6 protein-coding genes and 1 tRNA gene are annotated in these 5,138 nt (G+C 67.5%); 1 reads left to right on the top strand and 6 read right to left on the bottom strand.

The annotated features are described in order from the left end of the window. From VK519_RS10315 to VK519_RS10300, 4 genes are all read right to left on the bottom strand, one after another. Window positions 1–779: hypothetical protein (locus VK519_RS10315; RefSeq protein WP_324349549.1), on the bottom strand; the 779-nt coding region annotated here is incomplete at its 3' end. Window positions 780–841: 62 nt separating this feature from the next. Beyond that, a tRNA-Thr gene (locus tag VK519_RS10310) sits at window positions 842–917 on the bottom strand. A gap of 13 nt (window positions 918–930) precedes the next feature. Continuing rightward, window positions 931–1,701, bottom strand: a complete 771-nt coding sequence (locus VK519_RS10305; protein WP_324349547.1) for a type III pantothenate kinase — start codon at window positions 1,699–1,701, stop codon at window positions 931–933. Further along, window positions 1,698–2,669, bottom strand: a complete 972-nt coding sequence (locus VK519_RS10300) for a biotin--[acetyl-CoA-carboxylase] ligase (protein ID WP_324349545.1) — start codon at window positions 2,667–2,669, stop codon at window positions 1,698–1,700. The genes VK519_RS10305 and VK519_RS10300 overlap by 4 nt, the downstream gene beginning before the upstream one ends. 141 nt (window positions 2,670–2,810) lie before the next feature. Between VK519_RS10300 and VK519_RS10295 the strand changes: the two genes are divergently transcribed. Continuing rightward, entirely contained in the window at window positions 2,811–3,137 is a 327-nt protein-coding gene (locus tag VK519_RS10295) for a hypothetical protein (protein WP_324349543.1), read from the top strand. 4 nt (window positions 3,138–3,141) lie between these two features. Here the strand turns inward: VK519_RS10295 and VK519_RS10290 are convergent, their stop codons facing one another. Both VK519_RS10290 and VK519_RS10285 read right to left on the bottom strand, forming a co-directional pair. Beyond that, window positions 3,142–4,509: an ATP-binding protein gene (locus VK519_RS10290; protein ID WP_414692731.1), complete on the bottom strand. Its 1,368-nt coding sequence runs from the start codon at window positions 4,507–4,509 to the stop codon at window positions 3,142–3,144. A 52-nt stretch (window positions 4,510–4,561) separates the two neighbouring features. Continuing rightward, window positions 4,562–5,138: response regulator transcription factor (locus tag VK519_RS10285; protein WP_324349540.1), on the bottom strand; the 577-nt coding region annotated here is incomplete at its 5' end.

Genomic DNA, 5,138 nt, shown 5'->3' with positions numbered 1-5,138 from the left:
CGCGCGCGGGCTTGCCAGTTCACTTTCGCATCGTCGCCCACCACCACGTCGAGCCAATACGAAGGCGTGGTTTCCACCCGCTCGGCCATGCGGGCCGGGAAGCCCAGGGCCACCACTTCGTCGCGGCGCTTGCGGGCGTTCTCCTGGGCGTTGAACACGCCCAGGGCAATGGAGTTGGGTTCGGGTCCGGCCGGCACCACGAAGTAATCCTTCACGTTCTTCGCCGCCAGCCGCCGGGCCATGTCGTTGGCCTTCTCGCGCGAATCCATCGGCGGCAGGAACACACGCCAACCGTGGGACACGCTGGCGGTTTCCTGCCGGGTACGGCTTCGAATCACCAAGGGCCCCAGCGCACTGCGCGCGGCGCGCGAATCCACATCGCTGGCAAACGGGCCCAGCGCCACGCAACGGAAGGTACGGCGCTGCGGCGGTTCAATGGGCGGTGGCAGCACGCCGGCAGGCGCAGGTGTCTGCTGGCCGATGGGTGGGCGGCCCCTCGTCGATGCCGTCGCCACCCCCAGCTTGCCCGGCACCGCGGAGGGCGGCGAAGCGCTCGATGCGGGAATCGGCACCGATGCCATCGGCGACACGGGGAGCGGCGCGGCGGCCGACGCCGGTACAGCCAGCGTCGCCGGCTGCGTTTCAGCCACCAGTTTCAGCCGCGGCACGCCTTCGTCAGTGACATCGCCGATGAAGTGTCCGCCGCCACCGAACAGCAGCCACGCGGCCACGGCGATGTTCAACGCGATCAGTAACACGAAGATCAGGCGAGGCAGCATCGGATAAAGGTATTGCCCATCCCCGGAAAACAAAACCCCCGCCGCGGGCGGGGGGAGAAGCCTGGTGCCGGCACCCGGATTCGAACTGGGGACCTACCGCTTACAAGGCGGTTGCTCTACCAACTGAGCTATGCCGGCGCAGCCCGCGATTTTAACCTGAAGCCGGGGATGTGGCGAGCAGGGTCTCACCATCGGTGGCGCAGGCGGCAAGTCCAAGCAGCACGGCATCGGGGGCGTGCTCGGTGGCAAGGGCGACCAGGGCCGCCAGCGCCTGGCCATCGCCGCCGCCCACCAGCACCCTGGGATGGCCGCCGAGCCGGGGCGCCATGCGCGCGGTGAAGCGCTCCACCAGGGCCGCCGCCGCGTGCCAGCAGCCGGCGAAGAGACCGTCGGCGGTGTTGTCGGCGGCGTCGACCACCTGGCCCACGACATCGGGCTTCACCCTGGCGGTGGCGCCCAGCACCGACTGGTACATCAACTGCGCACCCGGGGCGATCAAACCGCCCAGGTGGCTGCCGTCGGCGGCCAGTGCGTCCAGGGTAAGGGCCGTGCCGGCGCTCACCAGGATGCACGGCGCGCGGCCGGAGCGATACGCGTCGACCATGGCCAGGAAGCGGTCCACGCCAAGTCGGGCGGGTTCTGCATAGGCATTGCGCACGCCGCACGCCTGGGCCGGCGTACGTAGCCATTGCAGGGGGCGGTCGAAGGCGGCGACGGCTGCTTCATCCACCATCGCCTCGCGCACGCTGTCCACCACCGAGGCCGCCACCACGCGATCAGGACGTGGCCAATCCGCCCATGCCGAGGCCAGCGCGAAGGCCGCCGAGTCGTCCCAGGCAACCACGCCCCGCTGGACAAGCGTGCTGCCATCGAACAGCGCGCACTTCGCCCGCGTATTGCCCAGGTGCAGAACCGCAATCACGTGCGCCGCACCGAGACGTCGGCACTGTCCACGCGTTTCAAATCGCTTCCCACGCGTACCATCAGCGCGCCGCGGCCATCGATGCCGGCGCCCACGCCATGGAATTCACCCTGCGCGCCGATCACGCGCAGGGGTTGGCCGGCGAGGAGATCGAAGGTGGCGTAGTCATCGACGAAGGCGGCGAAGCCCTCGCGCTCGAAGCGCTCGAGCCCCGACACCAACCGGGTGATCAGTGCCGCCGCCATCAGGTTGCGGTCCGGTGGCTCACCGCCGCAGAGCGCGGCGACATCGGTGACCGGTTGCGCCGCTTCCTCGCGGAGGGCATCGGGCACCCGCATGTTCAAGCCGATGCCGATCACGGCCGTGCACGGCCCCTGGAATTCCCCGGAAAGCTCCACCAGCACGCCGGCGAGCTTGGCATCGGCGGCAAGTATGTCGTTGGGCCATTTCAGGCCCGCCGTACGGATACCCATGTCTTCCAGGGCGTGCAGCACCATGACGCCGATGGCCAGGGAAAGCCCGGAAAGCCGGGCAAATCCCGCATCGAAGTGCTTGGCCACGGACAGGTAGATGTTCAATCCCGGCGGCGAGATCCAGGACTTGCCGCGCCGGCCGCGGCCGGCCGTCTGCGCTTCGGCCATGACGATGCTCAAATCCGGCACGTCCGGCAGGCGGCGCTGCAACTCGCTGGAGGTGGAGTCGAGCTCCCAGTGCACTTCCAGGCCGCCCAGGCGCTGCCGGGCCACCACGGGAAGCTCGCCGCGAATGGTGGCCTCCTCGAGCAACTGGACGGGCCACGGCAGGCGGTAGCCGCCGCCGACCCGGGCCTCGATCGGCAGGCCGCGCTGGCGGAGGGTCTCGACCTGTTTCCAGATCGCCGCGCGGGTCACGCCCACCGTTCGCGCAAGGACGGCGCCGGATACGGGTTGGCCGGGCGCCAGGGCGCCGAGCACGGCTGGTGTGAGCATCGTGGGTGGAGTCCGCAGGCCAGTGGGCGGTACGTCGGGGAGGCGCCATCATCGCGCATTCGGCGGTTTTCGTGGGGCACTGGCAGGCCTGGCAGGTTTCTGCGAGTATCGAAGGCTCCCCGGGGAGACAGGGGTATTGCCATGCATACCAGGTTCCTTCAGTACAGCTCTCTAGCGCTAGGCCTCCTGGCCTGCGGAGCCGTGGTGGCCTCTCCTGCCAACGGGACGTTCGCTACGTCCGCCGCGTCCACCTCCGGTGGAGATACCAGCCCGCATGGCGCGGGTGGCCAGGGCGGTTCCGTTCACAACCCCGACGATACCCCGGCCCGCAGCACCGCCGGATCCACGCATGCACCGGCACGTGTCGGCAGCGACCTCCCGGATGACGGTACCCGCGGCGACACAACCCCATCGTCGGCCAAGCCCGATGTCGGCTGGCCTGCCATGCTCCCGGGCTCGATCTGGTAATTCCCTAGCCGGGTGGCAGTACCACGGTGAACCTTGCCCCGCCGAATTCATCCGAGCGGTCGATGTGCATGGTGCCCTGGTAAGCCTTGACGATGTCCTGCACGATCGAAAGGCCGATGCCATGGCCTTTCACCCGCTCGTCGCCACGTACGCCCCGTTGCAGCACGCGCTCGATCTGCGCGTCGGCGATACCCGGACCATCGTCTTCCACCGCCATTGACAGTCCGGGACGGCCCCGCACCACGCCCTGGCGGGACTTCACCGTCAGCAACACGCGGTGATTGGCCCACTTGAAGGCATTTTCCAGCAGATTGCCCATCAGTTCGAGAAGATCGCCCTGCTCGCCATAGAAGGCGGCCTTTTCCTCGATCTCGAATTCGCACAGGACATTCTTCCCCGCGTAGACCTTCTCCAGGCTCTGCACGAGGTCTTCCGCATGTGCCGACACCATGACGGGCGTTGCGAAGATCTTGCGCCCCGACGTAGCCGCGCGGGACAGCTGGTAGGCCACGATCTCGTCCATCCGGCGCACCTGGTCCAGTACATCGGCGCGGGCCACGTCCACGCCTGCTTCCAGTTGCGAGCGGACCACCGCCAGGGGCGTTTTCAGGCTGTGCGCGAGGTCGGCCAGTGTGTTCTGGTAGCGGGTACGCTGGTCGCGCTCGGAATCGATGAAGGCATTCAGGCGCGCGGTAAGGCCCATCAACTCCACCGGATAAGGCCCTTCCAGGTGCTCGCGGTCGCCGCGCTCGATCAGCGCCAGGTCGCTGGACACCCGCCGCAACGGCAGCAGGCTCCAGCGCAACAGCAACAGCTGCAACATGATCAGCATCAGGCCAAGCGTTGCCAGCCACAGGAACTGCGTGCGGCGGTAGGCGCTTACCTGGCGCTCGAACTGGTCTTCGGTCTGGGCCGCGGTAAAGGTCAGGTGCACCGGCTTGCCGCCGTTCTGCGGGTCGATGTCCACGCCGTAGCTGTAGACATACAAGCGCCCCTCATGGGTATCAAGCGGCCCCTCGAACGTTTCAGTACCCATCGGCAGGCGGCGGGCGAATTCCATGTCGCCCAGCGCGGACGACGACTCCCATCGATAGCCGTCGTCGCCGCTGATCACGCCATACAGGCCCGATCCCGGACGGGAGAAATCAGGATGCGGCGGCGAGTCGGGCGGCGTCACCTTGCCGGCGCGCGTTACTTCGGTGCCGGTGATGAAGGCGATCACGTAGTTGTGCAGGCGATCGTGCATCGCTGACAGTTCGCTGGCGTAGTTCGCCTTGTTCTGCGCCAGCCAGGTGAGGCCGAGGAATGCGGCCAGCGCAAAGCCGGTCGCCAGTGCCGCGCGGGCGGCAAGCGACAGGGGCTTGTGTTCCATCACCCGCTCGATGAACTTCAGCACGCGCGGCTCTCCCGCCGAGCCTTGGGTTTTATTCCTCGTCCGCCTCGTTGCGAGGGATGGCAAAGCGGTAGCCACGACCACGTACCGTTTCGATCGGCTTCAGGGCACTGTCCGGATCGAGCTTGCGGCGCAGGCGGCCGATGAACACTTCAAGCACGTTCGAATCGCGATCGAAGTCCTGCTGGTAGATGTGCTCGGTGAGGTCGGCCTTGGACACCAGCTCGCCGGCATGCAGCATGAGGTATTCGAGCACCTTGTACTCGTAGCTGGTGAGGTCGACCTGGCGGCCGTCGGAGGTCACCGTCTGCGCCGTGGTATCGAGCTTGATCGGACCACAGGCCAGGATCGGCTTGGACCAACCGCTGGCACGGCGCACCAGGGCGTTGATGCGGGCCAGGAGCTCTTCGACGTGGAAGGGCTTGACCAGGTAGTCGTCGGCGCCGTGCTTGAGGCCCTCGACCTTGTCCTGCCAGCTGCCACGGGCGGTAAGGATCAGGATGGGATAACGCTGGCCGTGCTCACGCAGCGCCTTGACCAGGTCCATCCCCGAGAGCTTGGGCAGCCCCAGGTCGATGATGGCCAGGTCGAACGGCACTTCGCGGCCC

The sequence above is a fragment of the Pinirhizobacter sp. genome, assembly GCF_035317885.1.
Classification (GTDB): Bacteria; Pseudomonadota; Gammaproteobacteria; order Xanthomonadales; family Rhodanobacteraceae; genus Pinirhizobacter.
The sequence above is the reverse complement of the archived record's forward strand: the minus strand, read 5'-3'. Positions and strand labels throughout refer to the sequence as shown.